The sequence below is a fragment of the Dietzia sp. IBK-p2-16D genome, assembly GCF_057773085.1.
This window is the reverse complement of sequence record NZ_JBYMTL010000001.1, coordinates 857,106-874,962: the sequence shown is the minus strand read 5'-3', so window position 1 is coordinate 874,962 and position 17,857 is coordinate 857,106. Positions and strand designations below refer to the sequence as shown.

Genomic DNA, 17,857 nt, shown 5'->3' with positions numbered 1-17,857 from the left:
GAGCAGTCTAGGCTGCCGACTGCGACCCCTGCTCGCGCTCGGCAGCGTGTAGTCGCTGTTCCGCCTGGGCGCGCAGGTACCTCCGTTCGGAAGCGCGACGTTGCCGGGTGTGTGTTTGGCGCTGCGATCCGGCGATGCCGTCTCCGGTTCTGCCGGCTTCGGCCGCCTCCTTCTGAAGCCGGGAGCGTTCGGGGTGTCGCGGTGCGCTGAACTCCGCCAATGGGCCGGTGGGGGTGGTGATGACGCGTGTCCCGGGGTTCCTGTCGGGATGGTTCGGACCATGAATCCACACGTAGTCCCCGTCAGCGCTCCGGTAGTAGGCCCAGATGCCATCGGTCTTGAGGCGATGGTGGGTGCGGCAGATGCTGCCGAGGTCGTCGCTGGTGGTGTAGCCGCCGCGCTGGGGATCCTCGTGGTCGAAGGGGATGATGTGGTCGAGGTCGGTCTTGTCCGCCGGGGTCTGGCAACCGGGAAAGACGCAGGTGCCGTCGCGGCCCCGACAGAAGCGGGCCAGTGCCTCCGAGGGGCTGTACCGGCGGGAGGCCTCGCCGTCCGGGTCTGCGAGCGTGTCGATGGCGTCGAGCCTCCGCCTGGCGAATCGCTGCAGCTCGTCGGACGTGAAGCGGCTGACGGGGCCATAACCGGCCACGAAAAGTCCCCGGAAGTCCGCGTCTCCGTCGTCGTAGGCGTGGATCACGACCCGGCGGGCCGCGGACATCGCGTCCGGGTCCGTGGGGTGGTGCCCGTCGGGGTCGGGCAAAGATGCCCAGCCGCGGCTCAGGGCGAGGAGGCCGGCGGCCCGGAGTTGCCCGATAGACCGGGGATCGTCTGAGGCGGCGGTTCGGACCAGGGCGTCGATGCGCTCGGTGATCTCCAGGCCGTCGACGGCCGAGAGGGTCGCGGTGAGCAGCGCGAGATCGCCCGTGACCGGCGTCATCTTCACGTTCTGCTCTCGGCGCGCCTGCTGTGCGCGGGCGTCCGCTCCCACGGGGTCACAGCTCGCGACGTGCTTACTGAGCATCTTGCGCAGAGGTCCGATCCTGGGCGGGTGGGTTCGGCGCCTCGTCGGTGCGAGTCCCTCGCTGATGCGGCGGTCGAGTTCCGGCATGAGATGGTCCTCGACCAGGGCGGTCTCCTCGGCGATGGCGTGGGCTGCGTCGACACCGATCCACCCGGTCGTCAGCAAGGTCGCGGTGAGCGGCAGTCGCTCGGTCAGTTCGATGGCGGTGGCCACCAGCCGAAATGCCCCGCGGCGGGACAGGGCCATCGAGGCACTCACCATGGTCGCCGCCGTGTCCAGGGGATCGCGTCGTTGGTCGTTCTGGGAGGACCTGGATACGCAGTCGTACGCATAGGCGACGGTGCGGCCTTCGGCAGCGTTGATCGCCCGTTGGGCGAGATAACCGCGTCGCTGTCCGGGGTCCCATCGGCTGAAGGCCTCGGGCACGACGACGTCGGTGGCGGGGGTCGCCACGGTCGTGAATCCCGGCGGGGTCACGAACGGCGAGTGGGCGGTGTCCGTTGCGCTCATGGTTCGACTGTATGTTCGAGGTACGACATGGTCGGAAGAAGCGGCTGTCACGGCCGTGACCTGCGGTGCCCTGGATGCCCCGTCCAGGGCACCCCAGGTCAGACGGCACCGCGGTTCAGACGAGGCGTGGACAGTAGCCAGCAGCGCGGCGGTGTCGGTGAGGCACGGCAGCACGGCGTGCGACCGCGACCGGGCGCTCGATGGACACCGGCAGCCCGCGGGCCCGGGCGGCGTCCGCATGGTCGTGACCTGCGGTGCCCTGGATGCCCCGTTCAGGGCGCATCAGGTCAGACGGCACCGCGGTTCAGACGGCACCGCGGTTCAGACGGCACCGCGGTTCAGACCAAGGCGCGGATCGCGGCAAGCAGGGCGTCGGGGTCCGTGAGATCCGGCAGGACGGAGTGGGCGCCGGCGGCGTGGAGATCGTCGGCGGAGACCCGGCCCGTGGCGATCGCCACGCAGACGGCACCCGCGTCGAGCGCGCCTCGGACGTCGTGGACGTGATCGCCCACGACCACCGACCGCCCGGGGGACACGTCCACACCGCGCGCCCGGGCGGCGGCGAGGGCGTCGCGGACGAGGTGGGCGCGGTCCGCGTGGTGATCACCGAACGCGCCGAGGCACGGGTCGGGCAACCCGTCGAACCCGCACACCCGCAGCTTGAGCAGCGCGGTCCGGCGCATGTTGCCGGTCACGATCCCCTGGTGCACCCGCGGGTCCGCGGCCAGGGCGGCGACCGCGTCGTGGGCGCCGGGCAGGGGACCGCCACCGCCGGCGAGGAGATCGTCCCCGAACGTTTCGCACCGCTCGGCCACGGCGTCCATGAGAGCCATGACCACCTCGTCGTCGTACCCGGTCATCCCGTTGATCTCCAGCAGGTCGGTGAGGATGGCGCGGTCGGTCCGCCCGGCGAACGAGGCGCCCATGACGGGGTGACGGCCGAGGAGGTCGGCGAGCGCAGGCGCGATCATGCGGGTGCCGAATCCGGCCGGGTCGAGGAGGGTGAGGTCGAGGTCCCACAGGACCAGAACGTCGCTCATACCCCGACCGTCCCGATCAGCGGGCCCAGCCAGGCGGTGAGGAAGGCGCGGAGGTCCTGGTCGGAGCGGGCGTCGAGCGAGTCCAGGCACAACACCGACCAGCCGACGTGCACGCCCACTTCCGCGATCAGTTCGAGCCGGCCGGCCAGTGTCGGGAACCGGTCGGCGGCGGGGGAGAGCAGCGCGACCGCGTACTCTCGGGCCCGCTCGGCAGAGCCGGGATCGAAGATGGGGTTCGAACCGCCGCCCAGCGTGAGTGCCCGCAGCAGGGGGTCGTCGAGGATGCAGTGGCGGCCCACCACCACGATCTCCACGATCAACTCCAGCGGCGTGGTCGCCGTGTCGAGCACATCGGTGAACGCGCCGGTGAGCATGGTGAGCCGCTCGGAAACGGCCTGCGAGACCAGGTCCTCGCGGGTGCCGAAGATGGAGTAGACGGTCTGGCGGCTGACCTCGGCCTGCTTGGCCACCGCGGCGATCGTGACACCCCCGAAACCGGCCCGACCGATGACGTCACGGGTGGCTTCGAGAATGGAATCGCGGGACCGCACGTCTCCAGTATCGCGGACGCCGCCGGATGCCGTGCCTAGAAAACGGCGCCCACGTCCTGCCGCACGATCCGGTCCAGCGCGCGCTCGGCGATCGCGGCGATGGTCAGCGACGGATTACACGCGGCGGTGGTACCGGGGATGAGCGCGCCGTCGACCACGTACAGGCCGCGCTGGCCGAGGACGCGCCCGTCCAGGTCGCACACCTGTCCCATGGGGGCGCCGCCCAGCGGGTGCCAGGTGGAGTTGAGCATGCGGTTGGTGTCGGTGAGGTGGCCGGTCGGGCCGACGATGGTGCGGGCGGTGGGGTCGATGTGCCCGTGCAGGATGCCGGCGTCGCCGTTCGCGGGCCAGCGGATGACGCCCCGGTCCTGGGCGGCGTCGTAGACCACGCGGCCGCGGTCGGCGCTGACCCCGTAACCGACCAGCACGGTGGTGTGCAGCTGCGGCCCGAACTGGGGAAGGGAGGCCTGGATGATCGTGTGGGCCGAGCGCGGGTCGGACCAGTTGAGGCTGCCGTAGACCACGGGCCCGCCCTGGACGGGGCCGAAGCCGGCCGTGGGATCGGTCCACATGTAGATGCGGTCGGCGTTGGTGCCCCAGCCGCCGCCGACGTCGTCGGGGAGGTCGGTGAGCGTGCCGGTCGCGGCCGCGCGGGTGAGCAGGGTGGAGGTGCCCACCGAGCCGGCGGACAGGATGAGGGCGGGGGCGCGCATCGCGAGGGTGCGGACGAGGCGGCCGGTGGTGTCGAGGACCTCCACGTCCAGCTCCCAGCGGCCGTCGGCCAGGCGCCGCATCGCGCGGACATCGTGCAGCGGCCGCACGTCGACGATCCCGGTGGCCTCGGCGCGGGCGAGGTAGGTGACGTCGACGGAGTGCTTGCCGCCGTTGTTGACGCCCAGCGAGCTGTCGCCGTTGGTGTAGGACGGGCGCATCTCGCCGCGCAGTTCGGCGAGGGCGTAGTCCCAGTCGATCGGCATGGGGATCTTGCGCAGGGGCAGGCCGGCGTCGCGGACGCGCTTGGCGAAGACCCGGGAGGCGGCGTACTGAGGCGCGGCGACGAGCTCGTCGGGGGCCTCGGCGAGGCGCAGCATCCGGGACACGCGCGGGTAGTACTCACTCTCCATCTCGCGCCAGTCGATCGCGCCGGGGAACCAGGTGTGGAACAGCTCCTCGGTGGGTTGCAGTGCCATGCCCTGATAGATGAGGGAGCCGCCGCCGACGCCGGTGGCGCAGACGGAGGTCATGTTCTCGCCGACGGAGGCCTCGAGCAGGCCGGTGTAGCGCGGTAGGTCCACCGGGCGGCCGAACACCTGGGCGGGCGAGCGGAACCACAGGGCACGCTCGTCGGGGGAGGTGGCACTGGGGAAGGTGGTGGCGTTCGGTCCGGTGGGCCAGCGGCGGCCCCGTTCGACGACGACGACGGGGACACCCGCCTCCGCGAGACGGAGCGCCGAGACACCGCCGCCGAATCCGCTCCCGACCACGATGCACCGGTGATCCTGCACCTCGTGGGGTATGCGCCCGGGTGCGGGGGCGTCGGTCCCGGGGCCGGCGGAGTCGCTCGGCTGGGCGGCGGCCGCGGGGTCGGTGGCCAGGGCGGCGATCCCGGCCGCGGTGACGGTGCCGAGGAAGCCCCGGCGGGAGATGTGCGGCATGGGCGTGAAACTAGACAGTGTTGCCGGAAACTGTCAACATGTTCGTCCCGGCCGGGGAGATCGGTCCGGGTCCGTAGGATCGGGCCATGAGCAGCAAGAAGCCCTCGGGTAAGAGCGCCGACAAGAGCGGCGGGAAGAAGAAGGACCTCCTGCCCAGCGGTCTGGAGAAGTTGCCGAAGAAGGCCTACGAGGCCGAGCTCGAACGGCTGCAGGCGGAGCTGGTCGAGATGCAGGCGTGGCTCCGGGAGACCGGCAACCGGATGGTGGTGGTCTTCGAGGGGCGCGACGCCGCGGGCAAGGGCTCGGCCATCAAGCGCATCACGCAGTACCTCAACCCGAGGCACGCCCGGATCGTGGCATTGCCGGCCCCGACGGAGGTGCACAGGACGCAGTGGTACTTCCAGCGCTACATCGAGCACCTGCCGGCGGCCGGGGAGATCGTGATCTTCGACCGGTCCTGGTACAACCGCGCCGGCGTGGAGCGGGTGATGGGCTTCTGCACGCCGGACGAGTACCGCCGGTTCCTGCACCAGGCGCCGATCTTCGAGCGGCTGCTGGTGGAGGACGGGATCATGCTCCGCAAGTACTGGTTCTCCGTGTCCGACGAGGAGCAGGAGCGCCGGTTCCGGTCGCGCCATGACGATCCGATGCGCCGCTGGAAGCTCTCGCCGATGGATCTGGAGTCGATCACCCGGTGGGAGGACTACAGCCGGGCGAAGGACGAGATGTTCGTCCACACCGACATTCCCGAGGCCCCGTGGTTCACGGTCGAGTCCGAGGACAAGAAGCGCTCACGGATCAACGTCATCTCGCACCTGCTGTCGACCGTGCCGTGGGAGAAGCTCGACCCGCCGGAGCTGGAGATCCCCGAGCGGCCGAAGGGTGCGGATTCGAACTACGACCGCCCGCCGCGCGAGGAGTTCAGGTACGTCCCGGACGTGGCCTCGCAGTTGCTCGAGGGCTGAGGCGGCCGCCCACCCGTGCCGGGGGCGACGAAGTAGGAATTCCTAGTATCCGTGCGCCGGTCAGACGACGGCCTGACACTATGGGGGCATGAGCGAATTCGTCAGCAGCCGGCGTGATGGCCGGATACAGCACATCGTCCTGGACCGCCCCAAGGCCCTGAACTCGCTGGACCTGCCCATGTGTCGGGCCCTGCACACCGCGCTGGACGAGGCGGCGCAGGACGAGGGTGTCGAGGCCGTGATCACCACCAGCACCTCGGAGAAGGCGTTCTGTGCGGGTGGCGACATCCGCGCGCTGCGCGACGCCGCGGCGGCCGGCGAGCACGAGAGGAACCATGAGTTCTTCTCCGAGGAGTACGCGATGGATCTGGCGTACCACACCCACCGCGTTCCCACGGTCGCCGTGATCCACGGGGTGGCGATGGGCGGCGGTCTGGGCATCTCGATCAACGGCTCGCACCGGGTGGTGACCAAGAAGGTCATGATGGCCATGCCGGAGACGGCGATCGGCTTCATCCCGGACGTCGGCGCCAGCCACTTCCTGCCGCGCCTGTGCGGCGGCGGCGCGCGCGGCGTGGCCGTGGCCGTCTACCTCGGTACAACGGGCGTGCGGATGAACTCCGCCGACGCGCTCTTCACCGGCCTGGCCACCCACCTGATCGACGACGACGAGCGCAATGCCTTCGTCGACGCCGTCGCCGCCATCGGCTTGGCCGACGCGCTGAAGAGGTTCGGTCTCGAGCGCGCCGAGGCGGGGGAGTCCGCCGTCGAGGCCCGTATCGAGCGCATCGAGGACGTCTTCTCCCGCGACACCGCGCAGGAGATGATCGCGGCGCTGGAGTCCGGTGAGCAGGATGAGTGGGCCACCTCCACGCTCGAGATGCTGCGCTCGCACTGCCCCACCTCGATCGTCGCCACCATCGAGCTGCTGCGCGCCGGGGCGAAGGCCGAGGACCTGCGGGAGTGCCTGGACAACGAGCTCGCACTCGGCGCGTGGATCACCGCCCGCCCGGACTTCGTCGAGGGCGTGCGCGCCGTGGTGATCGACAAGGACCGCAACCCCACCTGGGATCCGGCGGATCTCGATTCGGTGGACGTCGACGCCATCCGCTCGGCGCTCGCCGGGAGCTGAGCGGTTTCTCCGCGCACTGATCGGGATACGCTGAGCGGCGTCCGGCGCACGGGGCGCCGCTCGTGAGGAGCGTCATGACTAGCAGCGGAGACAACGTGGGCCCTCCGGTGGCGCCGACGCCGGAGGCGCTCGCTCCCCACGAGGAACCCAAGGGCTGGGGCATCGCCGGTGTCACGGCGGTGTCCCTCGCGGCCCTGTTCGTGGTGGTGTGGGGACTGTCCGAGCACGCGAGTCTGCTGATGCCGGCGTTCCTCGCGCTGAACCTGGTGATCGCCGCCCAGCCCCTGCAGCGGGTGCTGCAGCGGGCCGGGCTGCCACGGTGGGGCGCGATGATCATCGTCCTGGTGGTGCTCTATCTGCTGCTGGCGGCGCTGGTCGGGATGCTGGTGTGGGCGTTGTGGGTGGCGGCCGAGGAGATCCCGCAGTACCAGGACAAGTTCATCGAACTGTACGAGCAGACGATCGCGTTCCTCGGCACCTTCGGGGTGAGCGAGGACCAGGTCACCTCGAGCCTGCAGGGCGTGGACCCCAACACCATCGTCGGCACCGTTCAGAACGTCGCCGGTCAGTTGTCCTCGGCCGGCGGCCAGCTCACCGTCCTGGTGATCGCGCTGACCTTCCTCGTCTTCGACATCCCCGGCATCACGAGGCGTCGCGCGGTGATCGCCCGGCAGCGGCCGCGGTTGGCCGATGCGCTGGGATCGTTCACCGACGGCGTGAAGTCGTACTGGATCGTCTCCACGGTCTTCGGCCTCATCGTGGCGGTGATCGACACGGTGGCGCTGATGATCCTCGGGGTGCCGCTGGCGCTGGTGTGGGGCGTGCTGGCCTTTGTCACCAACTACATCCCCAACATCGGTTTCGTGCTGGGCCTGGTGCCGCCCGCACTGTTCGCCCTGCTCACCGGCGGGCCGGTCGACGCGATCTGGGTGGTGGTGATCTACAGCGTCATCAACCTGGTCATGCAGAGCTTCATCCAGCCCAAGTTCACCGGCGACGCGGTGGGGCTGACCCCCACGGTGACGTTCCTGTCACTGGTGTTCTGGTCGGCGATCGCCGGAGCGCTGGGCGCCATCCTCGCCGTCCCTCTGACGTTGGCGGTCAAGGCGTTCCTCGTGGACGCTGATCCCCGGATGGCCTGGTTCTCCACGTTCCTCACCACGCCCGACGCGGACGCGAAGCGCGACAGGCGACGAGCGGAGCGGCTGCAGGCGACCCACGAGGGGTAGGTCCCGCCGGCGTCGGCACCAGCCGGTGGACCCCGGCGGCCCCGCGGTCAGTCGCCCGTCTCGTCCTCTCCGACGCGGGTGAAGGTGCCCAGGCCGTTTCCGTCGAGGAGCTCCACGGTCACCGTGTCGCCGTCGAGGGTGACGCTGCCGCGGGACCCGGGCGGCCAGTTCTCGCCCACCGGACTCGCGGCGAAGGTGTCGCCGTCCCAGTGTTCGAGCGGCCAGACCAGCGGGCCCGGGTCCACGGCGAGCGCGAGTGAGGGCCCCGGCGTCGAGTTGCCGTCGGTATCCCGCTCGTCCGATCCCCGGTCGGCGGGTGCGGCGACGCGGCGGATCTCGATCTCGCCGAAGTAGTCGTTGCGGTAGACGCCCACCAGATCGTCGGCCGGTCGCGGCGGCGCCGGAGCGGAGGGCTGGCGCGTTGAGACCAGATCGCCCACCGGGGCCAGCAGCGGGCCGAACGCCTCGCCGTACAGCTTACGCCACTGCAGCGTCGGGTCGCCGAACTGTGCGTAGTCGGCGAAGCGGGAGTTGATCGTCTCCGCCACCCCGACGGGCGAGGCGTTGGTCAGGGTGATGATGCCGATGTCCAGAGCCGGCATCATCAGCATCGCCGTCCCGGCGCCGAGTGCGAATGCCCCGGAGTGGCTCCACTCGACCCGGCCGGAGGAACTGGTGGAGATGTTGAACCCGTAGCCGTAGCTCCCGGTGCGGTCCGCCGCGGACTGCGGGGGCGAGGACACCACCTGCGGGGTCAGAGCCTGTCGGAGTGCATCGGAGGGGACCACCTGCGAGCCACCGGGCCCCTTGCCGTCGTCGAGCACCATGGACATCCACCGCGCCATGTCCGACACCGAGGAGCTCAGGCCACCCGCGGGGGCTTGGGCGTCCGGATCGCGCGCGGGGTCGGCCGGGACCCAGTCGCCGGACGATTCGCCCGACTCGTCGGCGGCGGCGCGGACGTGGCCGACGACGCGGTTGTCGCGGTCGAGCAGGTCCTCGTAGGAGAAGGAGGTGTCGTCCATGTCGAGGGGGTCGAAGAGCCGCTCGCGGGCCAGCTCCGGCCACGGGGTGCCGGCCGCGACGGCGACGGCTTCTGCTCCGGCGGTCAGCCCGAAGTTGGTGTACGCGTACGAGGTGCGGAACTCGTCCAGTGGCAGACGGCGCAGGCCGTGCAGGATCGCCGGGCGGTCATAACCGAGGTCCTCGAGGTCGTCGCCCGCGTGCTCGGGTAGCCCGGAGCGGTGCGCGAACAGGTCTCCCACCGTCACGTCGGCGGTAACGCCCGGGTCGGACAGCTCGAACCACGGCAGGTGCTCGCGCACGGGCGTCGACCAGTCGATCTCACCCGCGGCGGACTCCGCGGCCACCACGGTGGCGCTGACCGGCTTGGAGACCGACGCCATGGGGAAGACCGTCCGCGCGTCGACCTCCTCGCCGGTCTCGGTGCTGCGCACGCCGAACCCCTCGGCCAACGCCACCTCGCCACCGTGCACCACCGCCACGGCGGCTCCGGGGATGCCAGAGGCCTCGAGTTCCTCCTCGACGATCTCCGTCACCTTGCCGATGGCGTACTCGACCCGGTCCTCCGGGACATCGAGACCGGAGTACGCCGCGGGGCTCTGGCCGGGTTCGGGCTTGGGCAGCGGGCTGCCGCACGCGGAGGCGGTGAGGGCGACTGTGAGCCCGAGCGCCGCAGCTCCGGCGGTCCGCCGGCGGCGCGTACGACGGGAGGGGGCCGGGTCCGGGGTCATTGCCTCAGGGTAGTCGCCCGGGCGGGCGACGGACGGTAGCGGCGCAGGTCGACGGGGTGGTCAGCGCGCCCGCTCCCAGTTGGAGGTCCACGCCTCGGCGCCGCCCATGAGCTGACGCTCGAGCTCGTAGCGGTCGGGCCCGGCGCGGTGCAGGAGATCGGCGGCCCAGTCGGCGTAGAGGCCGTACTGCGCGACGCCGTCGGTGTTGAGGTCGTACGTGTGTTCACCGAACCGCCACCGGTCCATCACCTCACCGCTGGGCGCGGTGAACGGGTACACGAGCGGGTCGTCCGCGGCGCTCGGCCGGGGATCGGCGAGCGGGGCCAGACCGTTGACGTCCGAACCGAATCCATAGCCGGTGAACGGCCGGGTGGCGCCCGCGGTGGTGGTCTGCCACTGCTCGAGGAAACCGGTCTCGAAGGTCTCAGTGGGGTCGGCGGGCCAGGCGAACCCGGCGACGAACCCGCCCTGCTCGTGCACGCGGCGGGTGTTGCCCCGGGTCGCCCAGTCGTGGTCCACGACGAGTCCGGTGTATCCCGCCTCGGCGGCGAGGTCGAGCGTGCGGTGGGCGGTCTTCACGCCCATGTGGTCGATGTTGATCACCATGCCGCGCGCCATCAGCCCGCGGATCGCGTGCTCACCCAGCGGGGTCAGGCCGCGGACGTTGCACAGCGGGGCCTCGGGATAGACGGGCAGTGCCGCGCCCGCGGGGGCGTCGGAGGACGCCGCAGCGAGCCCGTCGGCGACGAGCGTGCTGGCCAGGGGCTGGGCGTGGTCGGCGTCGGGACCGGTGCACGGTTCCGTTTCCCAGAAGCGGTCTCGGGCGAGCTTGTTGCCGATGTTGACCGCGAGGCCCGCCAGCTCCTCGTCCATGCGGGCTCCGCCGAGGGCGTTGTCGAACTTGTGTACCGGGAACACGGTCGACACGCCCCATGAGGCGAACTCGTCGAGCCCGCGGTCGATGTCCTCGGTCGTGCACATCGGCGCGTCGCCCGCCACCCGGCAGCCGAACGGTTCGGACGCCTCCACGCCCAACGTGACCGCGAGCTTGTCGTCCGCCGCGATCGCCCGCACCTCCTCCGGCGAGCGGGCGATCTGGAACCAGCCCCGCCCGGGACCGCCGTGCTCGGCATCGATGTGGGCCTCCATCCGCTCGAGGTAGTCCACCTGACGGCGCAGTTGCTCCATCTCGTCGCACGATGAGCGCGCGGGCACCCCGATCCCGGCAAGCGCCTCGCAGAGCACGCGGTTGGCCACCAGGTGATTGGTGAGCACCCGCAGTCCGCCGCGCCATGCTCGCTCTATACCGGTGTAGTAGGCCTGTTCGTGCAGTTGCGAGTCGTGCGACGGCCACTGTGCGAACGTCGGGTATCCCTGAGTTCCGCCGGGGAGAGCGGTGCCACCGAGGACCGATTCGAGCAGCGCGAAGTGCCCGGTGCCCGAGTGGCTGGGGCAGTCCGCGAGAGCCTCGCCGAGGCCGCCGGGGGAGAACGGCTCGCCGCAGCGCAGGGCCCCGCCGAACGCCTGCGACGCCGCGAGGTGCGCGTGGGCGTCGACCATCCCTCTGATGGGGGAGCCGCCGGCAGGGGTCGCCGCCCGCGTCGGTGCGGCGTTCGGGGGAAAGAGAAGAGCGACGACGACGAGGAGTGCCATCGCGGCCCACGCACGGCCTCCGGGATGTGCTGCCCTTGTCGTCGTCGTTTCTCCTGCCCCCATGGCGTGACACTAATCCCACTCCTCCGGCAGGGGAGGGGGTTTCGCCCGGCCGGCGGGGCGCTCACCGGTCGGCTGGGCGGGATCCCGCTAGAGCTGGCACGCGACCTCGGAGGCGACCAGATCGAGGTGGTCCAGGTCGGACATGTCGAGCACCTGCAGGTAGATGCGCCGCGCCCCGACCTCCGCGTACCGGCCGATCGTGTCCACGACCTCCGCAGGGGTCCCGGCGGCACCGTTGGCCCGCAACTCGTCCACCTCGCGGCCGATGGCGTCCGCGCGCCGGGCGATCTGCGCCTCGTCACGTCCGCAACACAGCACGAGGGCGGCGGAACGGATGATCTCCCCGGGCGCCCGGCCGCGCTCGGCGCACGCCTCGTCGACGCGACGGTACTGCGTCGCCACGGTGTCGAGGTCGGCGAACGGCACGTTGAACTCGTCGGCGAACCGGGCGGCCAGCGCCGGGGTCCGCTTCTTGCCGTGACCACCGACGATCACCGGGGGGCGCTGCTGCACGGGCTTGGGCAGGCCGGGGGAGTCCAGCATCTCCATGCGCTTCCCGCGGACGGAGACTGTCTCGCCGGCGGGCGTCGACCAGAAGGTCTCCAGCGCCCCGAGGGTGTCCTCCAGCAGGTCGAACCGCTCGCCCAGCGGCGGGAAGGGGATGCCGTAGGCGGTGTGCTCGTCGGCGTACCAGCCGGCGCCGAGTCCCACGTCGAGGCGGCCGCCGGACATCTCGTCGACCTGGGCCATCGAGATCGCCAGCGGGCCCGGGTGGCGGAACGTCACCGACGTGAGCAGCGTGCCGAGCCGGATGGTCGAGGTCTCGCGGGCCAGGGCGGCGAGGGTCAACCATGCGTCGGTGGGGCCGGGCAGGCCACTGACGTCGCCCATCTTGAGGTAGTGGTCCGACCGGAAGAAGGCCTCGTAGCCGAGGTCCTCCGCCGCGCGGGCGACGGCGAGCTGGTCGGCGTACGTCGCGCCCTGCTGTGGCTCGACGAAGACGCGGAGGCTGACGGAGGAGGCGGGGTCGTCGGGCGAGGCCGGGTTGTCTGCTGGCATGACGTCCAGGATGCCAGTCCTCAGTTGGTGTCGGCGACCAGCGGCTCGATCGTGAGGTGCTCCATCTCCTTGGAGATGTACTGCAGCCGCCACTTGTCCCCGAACAGGGCCAGGAGTTCACCGTCGGTGCGCTGGAAGACCTCGACCCCGCGCTGGCGGCCGAGCTCGTCGGCGGACTCGGCGTCGGTGCGGCGGGCGATCGTGTACGGCAGGTTGTCCACCACGACCTCGACGTTGAACTCGGCCTTCATCCGGGCCGTGACCACCTCGAACTGCATGGGGCCGACCGCGGCCATGACCGGGTTCGCGTCGCCACGGGTGTCGTTGCGCAGGATCTGCACCACGCCCTCGGCGGCCAGCTGGTCGATGGCCTTGCGGAACTGCTTGTACTTGCCCAGCGACTGCGCGCGGACCACGGCGAAGTGCTCGGGCGCGAACTGCGGGATCGGCGGGAACTGCACCTTTTTGCCGCTGTAGAGAGTGTCGCCGGGGGCGAGGGCGGTGGCGTTGACCAGGCCCACCACGTCGCCGGGGTAGGCGGTCTCGACGGTCGTGCGGTCGCGGCCGAACACCGTCAGCGCGTACTTGGTGGTGAACGGCTTGCCCGTCTGGGCGTGCTGGACCACCATGCCGCGCTCGAACTCGCCGGAGACCACGCGCATGAACGCCAGGCGGTCGCGGTGCGCGGCGTCCATGCCGGCCTGGACCTTGAACACCATGGCGGAGAAGGGCTCCGAGGTCTTCCGCGGCTCGCCCGAGACGGTCGGCCACTCGCGCGGCGCCGGGGCCAGCTCGACCAGCGCGTCGAGGATCTGGTGGACACCGAAGTTGAGCATCGCCGAGGCGAAGATCACCGGGCTGGTCTCGCCGGCCAGGTACAGCTCCTGGTCGTGGTCCTGACCCATCGCCGAGAGCAGCTCTGACTCCTCGACCGCGGTCTCCCACACCTCGCCCTCGCGCTCGGCGGCGGTGGCGGGGTCGTAGTGCTCCTCCGGTGCGATGGTGGACCCCCCGGCGGTGCGGGTGAAGTGTACGTACTCCTCGGGAGCTCCGTCCGGTCCGCGACGCAGCAGGCCCCGGTAGTCGCCCGCGATTCCCACGGGCATGAACAGCGGGGTGGGGACGAGGCCGATCTGTTCGGTGATCTCGTCGAGCAGCTCGAGCGGGGCCTGGCCGGGGCGGTCCCACTTGTTGATCACCGTGATGATCGGCAGGCCGTTGTGCTTGCACACCTGGAACAGTTTGAGGGTCTGCGGCTCGAGGCCCTTGGCGGCGTCGATGAGCATGACCGCCGCGTCGACGGCGGTGAGGACGCGGTAGGTGTCCTCGGAGAAGTCGGCGTGGCCGGGGGTGTCGACCAGGTTGATGACGTACGGGTCGTCGCCCGGGTCCGATCCCTCCGGTGCGTAGGTGAACTGCAGTGCCGTGGAGCTGACGGAGATACCGCGGGCCTTCTCCATCTCCATCCAGTCCGACACGGTGGAGCGGCGGCCCGACTTGCCGTGGACCGCGCCGGCCTCGGTGATCACCCGGGCGTGCAGCGCGAGCGCCTCCGTGAGCGTGGACTTGCCGGCGTCCGGATGCGCGATCACCGCGAACGTCCGGCGGCGCGCGACTTCGGAGCTGACGTCCGCGCCGGCGTCCGCACTCGTGGCGTGCCCGCCCGTTCCGGTGTCCTCGGCGGTCTCGGTCACACGCACTCCTCACGGCAGTCGACGGCCCTCGTCGTCGTCACCCAGGGTACGTCCGCGCACGTCCGAGCACCCAATCCGGAGGCAGGGTGACCGGGGGCGACGGGGGAGTGAAAGTCGAGGTCAGGGGCGGCGAGGGGGTGCGATGGGCGCCGAGGGGGCGCGGTCGGGGTGGCGGGAACGCGGCCCCGGTCCGGCCGGAGATCGCTAGGTGCCGTAACGATCCGCCCCGTGGCCACCGATGGTCAGGCAAGGAGAGGTTCCCGCCGTTCGGTGTCGGACCTGCTCGATACGGTGCGGACGAGCGGCGTCACCTGACGCGCAGAGGCAGGGACCGGTATGGACGAGAGCAGTACCACGCAGGGCGTCGAGGAACGCAGGGCTGCGTTCCGGCAACTGCTCCCCGTGGTCGATCGCCTGCGGGCGGCCGACGGGGTGACCTGGGCGGGCGGCCAGCGGGACAGGGACGGAACCTACCTGGTGCGGTATCCGACCTACGGCGAGGACACGCTGGCCGTGATGGAGGCGTTCGGCGGGGGAGTGCTCACCCGGCACGGGTATCTGGACGAGTTGGAGCGGCGCGGGATGTCGGACGGCTCCCTGACCGATCTCACCGGGCTGGCGGAATATTCGGACGAGGATCTGACCCGCGCGCTGCTCACCTGGGTGGTCCGGACGGAGCGGTTCGTCGACGGCTCGGTCGCGGAGGCCCTGAGGGAGGGCGCGCTGGTGGCGCTTCTCGACCGGCTCCGGGAGCTGTACGACCTGTGACGTGCGGGCCGGTGCGACGGGTCAGGGCTGCTCACGGAGGGCGGCGAGGTAGCGGCGGGTGATCCGCTCCTGCTCGACGCGGGCGAGGGGTGCGCCCAGCCGCGCGAGCAGGGTCGCGTGCGCGGATTCGCCGGTGACGGTCAGCGCGACGGCGTCGGAGACGGGATCGTGACGGACGAGGAACGTCTCCCACCCACGCTCGGGGTGGCCCGGGAGGGCGCGGTAGGTGAAACCACGTGCGTCGCCTTGGTCGATGACCTCCGTGACCTCGCAGGGGGCGGCCAGGCGTAACCACGCGCCGGGGCCGGTCCTCGGACGGAGGGTGACGGTGCGACCGGGGGTGGCGGGTCCGGTGGCGACGACGACGAGGCCGGCCCGCCGATGCATGTCCCAGTTGATCAGTGCTGCACTCGCGCGGCGGAAGAGCTCGGCTCCGGTACCCAGGTGGGCCTCGCGCTCGAACCGCCGGGAGCGCGTCACGCCGAGTGGACCTGGTTCTGTGCCGTCTCCAGCCCGTGCTTGAGGAGGAGTTCGACGGCGTCGGCGGCGTCCTGGATGAGGAACGGCACGTCGGGCTGTTCGAGCTTGGAGAAGCGTTTGAGGACGAAGTCGGCCACCGCCATCCGGCCGGGCGGGCGGCCCACCCCGGCGCGCACGCGGATGTAGTCGCGGGTGCCGAGCGAGCCGGACAGCGAGCGCAGGCCGTTGTGCCCGCCCTCGCCGCCGTCGCGCTTGAGGCGGACCTGACCGAAGTCGATGTCGATCTCGTCGTGGATCACGATGATGTCGGTGGGTTTTACCGAGAAGTACTTGGCGACCGCGGCGACCGGACCCCCCGAGAGGTTCATGTAGCTGCGGGGTCGGGCCAGGACGACCGGAGTGTCGGCGAGTCGGGTCTGGGCGATCTCGCAGTTGGTCCGCTTGTGGCTGGAGAAAGTCGCCGGCATCGGCAGGGCGCGGGAGGCCAACTCCCGCAGGACGTCCCAGCCGATGTTGTGGCGGGTTCCCTCGTAGTCGGGGCCGGGGTTGGCCAGGCCCACGATGAGGGTGGGGCCGGGCGTCTCAGCGGTAGTCACGGCGCCCATGATCCCAGACGGTGCGATCAGGCCCGCAGTTCGGTGCGGGCCGTGTCCAGGACCGCGGCGGTGAGGGCGTCGAGGTCCGGTGACTGCAGCTTCCAGTGTTGCCAGAACAGGGGGACGTCGAGGTGGTGATCGGGGGAGACGTCGACGATCTCACCGGAGACGAGCCACGGGGTGGCCAGCTGCTCGGGGATCAGGCCCCACCCCAGCCCTGCGACGATCGCGCGGACGTGATCGTGTGAGCTGGGGATGAAGTGCCGTGGCCCGGTGGGCTCGCGGCGGGCCAGGCGACGGTAGTGGTGGTTCTGGTGGCCGTCGCTGCGGTCGAAGTCGACGATGGGGGCCCGCCCGAGCGCGGCGGTGGTCGAGCCGCCCCTCAGGTGCCGGGAGACGAAGCCCGGGCTGGCGCAGGCCAGGTACCGCATGGAGCCCAGGGGCTGCGACCGGCATCCCTGCACCGGGCGGGACTGGCTGGTCACTGCGGCCATCACCTCTCCGCGGCGCAGCAACTCGCTGGACAGTGACTCGTCCTCACGGCGGATGTCGAAGACCACCCGGCCGGCCGCGTGGACCTCGGTCATGGCATCGAGGAACCACGTCGCCAGGGAATCGGAGTTGCACGCCACAGCCAGCACCACGTGTTCCTGGGTGGACGCGGAGACGTCGAGTTCACCGGCGAGTGACTCCTCCAGGTGGAGCATCTGCCGTGCGGTGCGCAGGACTATCTCGCCGGAGTCGGTGGCCGAGATCGGGCGCTCGCGACGGACGAGGATCCGTCCCGCCGACTCCTCGAGGGCGCGGATCCGCTGGGACACCGCGGACTGGGTGATGTGCAGGTGGGCTGCGGCGGCCTCGAACGACCCGAGGTCCACCACGGCGACGAGGGTCCGGAGGTGACCGAGTTGGAGAGTGTTCATAAGTGCAACTAATGCTAGAGCAGAAAGTGTAGTCGCACTACTGAATCGGGCGACCTAATCTGAACAGGTGACCACTACCTCGACTCTTCTCATGGGCGTCGGGATGGGCCTCGGGCTCATCGCCGCCGTCGGCGCGCAGAACGCCTACGTCCTCCAGCGATCGATTCGCGGAGACGTGGCGATGGTGCCGATCGTCGCGTTCTGCGTGGTGTCCGAGGCGGCGCTCATCCTGCTCGGGGTGGCCGGGGTGGGTGTGCTCATCGAGTCCGCGCCCGCGGCGATCACCGTGATGAAGTGGATCGGCGTCGTGTTCCTGCTGGCGTACGGGGTCTTCGCCGCCTCCCGCGCGATCCGCCCCGGTGACGGACTACAGGTCGACGGCAGCGCCCGAGTGCCGTCGACGCTCGGTGCGGTGGCGGCCTGCGCGGCCTTCACCTGGCTCAACCCGCACGCCTACCTCGACTGCGTGGTGTTCCTCGGCACGCTCGCCAATCAGCAGGGGGCCGACCTGCGCTGGGTATTCGCGGCGGGGGCCTTCATCGCGGGCGTGATGTGGTTCTCGCTCATCGGCTTCGGGGGGAAGGCGTTGAGGGGTCTGTTCGCCAAGCCGGGAGCGTGGCGGGTGCTCGACGGCGGAATCGCCGTGATGATGCTGGTGCTGGCGCTGGGTCTCATCCGCGGCTGACCCCGATACGCGCGTGATCCCGATGCGCGAGCGGCCACGGGGGCATGGTCTTTCAGGAAATACGGGACGGGCCCGGGAT

16 protein-coding genes are annotated in these 17,857 nt (G+C 70.8%); 5 read left to right on the top strand and 11 right to left on the bottom strand.

Annotated elements, in window-relative coordinates:
- Positions 1-7 precede the first annotated feature (7 nt).
- The 4 genes from AC3DE3_RS04040 to AC3DE3_RS04025 all read right to left on the bottom strand — a co-directional run bounded on the left by AC3DE3_RS04040 (position 8) and on the right by AC3DE3_RS04025 (position 4,777).
- On the bottom strand, positions 8-1,531 hold the full coding sequence (locus tag AC3DE3_RS04040) for an HNH endonuclease signature motif containing protein (protein WP_488369046.1): 1,524 nt from the start codon (positions 1,529-1,531) through the stop codon (positions 8-10).
- A gap of 338 nt (positions 1,532-1,869) precedes the next feature.
- A complete protein-coding gene (locus AC3DE3_RS04035; RefSeq protein WP_488369045.1) occupies positions 1,870-2,571 on the bottom strand; it encodes an HAD hydrolase-like protein in 702 nt (233 codons plus the stop codon).
- Positions 2,568-3,122 carry a TetR/AcrR family transcriptional regulator gene (locus AC3DE3_RS04030; protein ID WP_488369044.1) on the bottom strand — a complete coding sequence of 185 codons (555 nt, stop codon included), beginning with the start codon at positions 3,120-3,122 and terminating at the stop codon, positions 2,568-2,570. Before AC3DE3_RS04030 ends, AC3DE3_RS04035 begins: the two co-directional genes overlap by 4 nt.
- Before the next feature lie 35 nt (positions 3,123-3,157).
- Positions 3,158-4,777: a GMC oxidoreductase gene (locus AC3DE3_RS04025; RefSeq protein ID WP_488369043.1), complete on the bottom strand. Its 1,620-nt coding sequence runs from the start codon at positions 4,775-4,777 to the stop codon at positions 3,158-3,160.
- 86 nt (positions 4,778-4,863) lie between these two features.
- Here AC3DE3_RS04025 and ppk2 point away from each other — a divergent pair, with 86 nt between their 5' ends.
- The 3 genes from ppk2 to AC3DE3_RS04010 all read left to right on the top strand — a co-directional run bounded on the left by ppk2 (position 4,864) and on the right by AC3DE3_RS04010 (position 8,103).
- Positions 4,864-5,742 carry a polyphosphate kinase 2 gene (ppk2, locus tag AC3DE3_RS04020; RefSeq protein WP_488369042.1) on the top strand — a complete coding sequence of 293 codons (879 nt, stop codon included), beginning with the start codon at positions 4,864-4,866 and terminating at the stop codon, positions 5,740-5,742.
- An 88-nt stretch (positions 5,743-5,830) separates the two neighbouring features.
- The gene (locus AC3DE3_RS04015) at positions 5,831-6,874 is read left to right on the top strand and encodes an enoyl-CoA hydratase/isomerase family protein (RefSeq protein WP_488369041.1); all 1,044 of its coding nucleotides are present in this window, start codon (positions 5,831-5,833) and stop codon (positions 6,872-6,874) included.
- Positions 6,875-6,948: 74 nt separating this feature from the next.
- Positions 6,949-8,103, top strand: coding sequence for an AI-2E family transporter (locus AC3DE3_RS04010; RefSeq protein WP_488369040.1), 1,155 nt, complete (start codon positions 6,949-6,951; stop codon positions 8,101-8,103).
- 47 nt (positions 8,104-8,150) lie between these two features.
- On the opposite strand, the gene AC3DE3_RS04005 is transcribed toward AC3DE3_RS04010, so the two are convergent.
- The 4 genes from AC3DE3_RS04005 to AC3DE3_RS03990 all read right to left on the bottom strand — a co-directional run bounded on the left by AC3DE3_RS04005 (position 8,151) and on the right by AC3DE3_RS03990 (position 14,326).
- Positions 8,151-9,857, bottom strand: coding sequence for a serine hydrolase domain-containing protein (locus AC3DE3_RS04005; RefSeq protein WP_488369039.1), 1,707 nt, complete (start codon positions 9,855-9,857; stop codon positions 8,151-8,153).
- A gap of 60 nt (positions 9,858-9,917) precedes the next feature.
- On the bottom strand, positions 9,918-11,510 hold the full coding sequence (locus tag AC3DE3_RS04000) for an amidohydrolase family protein (RefSeq protein WP_488369038.1): 1,593 nt from the start codon (positions 11,508-11,510) through the stop codon (positions 9,918-9,920).
- A gap of 150 nt (positions 11,511-11,660) precedes the next feature.
- Positions 11,661-12,632 (bottom strand): LLM class F420-dependent oxidoreductase, encoded by a 972-nt coding sequence (locus AC3DE3_RS03995; RefSeq protein WP_488369037.1) that lies wholly within the window; start codon positions 12,630-12,632, stop codon positions 11,661-11,663.
- Positions 12,633-12,652: 20 nt separating this feature from the next.
- Positions 12,653-14,326: a peptide chain release factor 3 gene (locus AC3DE3_RS03990; protein WP_488369036.1), complete on the bottom strand. Its 1,674-nt coding sequence runs from the start codon at positions 14,324-14,326 to the stop codon at positions 12,653-12,655.
- Positions 14,327-14,662: 336 nt separating this feature from the next.
- Between AC3DE3_RS03990 and AC3DE3_RS03985 the strand changes: the two genes are divergently transcribed.
- The gene (locus AC3DE3_RS03985; protein WP_488369035.1) at positions 14,663-15,094 is read left to right on the top strand and encodes a DUF6508 domain-containing protein; all 432 of its coding nucleotides are present in this window, start codon (positions 14,663-14,665) and stop codon (positions 15,092-15,094) included.
- Positions 15,095-15,115: 21 nt separating this feature from the next.
- On the opposite strand, the gene AC3DE3_RS03980 is transcribed toward AC3DE3_RS03985, so the two are convergent.
- From AC3DE3_RS03980 to AC3DE3_RS03970, 3 genes are read right to left on the bottom strand one after another with little or no spacing between them, the layout of a single operon-like run.
- A complete protein-coding gene (locus tag AC3DE3_RS03980; protein ID WP_488369034.1) occupies positions 15,116-15,574 on the bottom strand; it encodes a DUF1990 domain-containing protein in 459 nt (152 codons plus the stop codon).
- The gene (gene pth, locus AC3DE3_RS03975) at positions 15,571-16,179 is read right to left on the bottom strand and encodes an aminoacyl-tRNA hydrolase (protein ID WP_488369033.1); all 609 of its coding nucleotides are present in this window, start codon (positions 16,177-16,179) and stop codon (positions 15,571-15,573) included. Before pth ends, AC3DE3_RS03980 begins: the two co-directional genes overlap by 4 nt.
- 17 nt (positions 16,180-16,196) lie before the next feature.
- Entirely contained in the window at positions 16,197-17,093 is an 897-nt protein-coding gene (locus AC3DE3_RS03970; RefSeq protein WP_488369032.1) for a LysR family transcriptional regulator ArgP, read from the bottom strand.
- A gap of 67 nt (positions 17,094-17,160) precedes the next feature.
- Between AC3DE3_RS03970 and AC3DE3_RS03965 the strand changes: the two genes are divergently transcribed.
- Positions 17,161-17,778 carry a LysE/ArgO family amino acid transporter gene (locus tag AC3DE3_RS03965; protein WP_488369031.1) on the top strand — a complete coding sequence of 206 codons (618 nt, stop codon included), beginning with the start codon at positions 17,161-17,163 and terminating at the stop codon, positions 17,776-17,778.
- Positions 17,779-17,857: the final 79 nt, after the last annotated feature.